The organism is Pseudomonas sp. FG86 (assembly GCF_057808775.1).
Genome location: NZ_JBMDIS010000206.1, coordinates 1 through 438, shown reverse-complemented (window position 1 = coordinate 438; position 438 = coordinate 1). Strand labels below are relative to the sequence as shown.

Genomic DNA, 438 nt, shown 5'->3' with positions numbered 1-438 from the left:
CGGCTGGTTCTGGGGCTGCTTCGCAGCCCAACGCGGGGCAAGCCCGCTCGCCACAGCAGTCGGTCCTCACACCACGACAAGCCCGCTCGCCACAGGGGTTACAGCAACGAGATCGGATAGCTGATAAAGATCCGGTTCTCATCGAACTCGTTATTGCTGAAATCCCGACGCAGGGTGGAGTTGCGCCACTTGACGTTCAAATCCTTCAGTGCACCGCTCTGCACGGTGTAGGCCAGTTCCGATTCACGCCCCCATTCCTTGCCGTCGGTGATCGCCCCGGTGTGTACGTTACTGCCGCTGATATAGCGGTTCATCATGGTCAGCCCGGGAATGCCAAGCACCACGAAATTGAAGTCATGGCGCACCTGCCAGGATTTTTCCTTGGCGTTGTCGTAGCTGGAGTTGTAGCTGTCGTTGGCCAGGGTGCCGCCGCTGGTG

The 438-nt window shown here is 59.4% G+C and carries 1 protein-coding gene; it reads right to left on the bottom strand.

The genetic code is table 11. From position 1 onward, the window contains the following. Positions 1-98: 98 nt before the first annotated feature. A partial coding sequence (locus tag ACODSV_RS36335) for an OprD family outer membrane porin (protein WP_489078417.1) occupies positions 99-438 on the bottom strand: 340 nt, incomplete at its 5' end.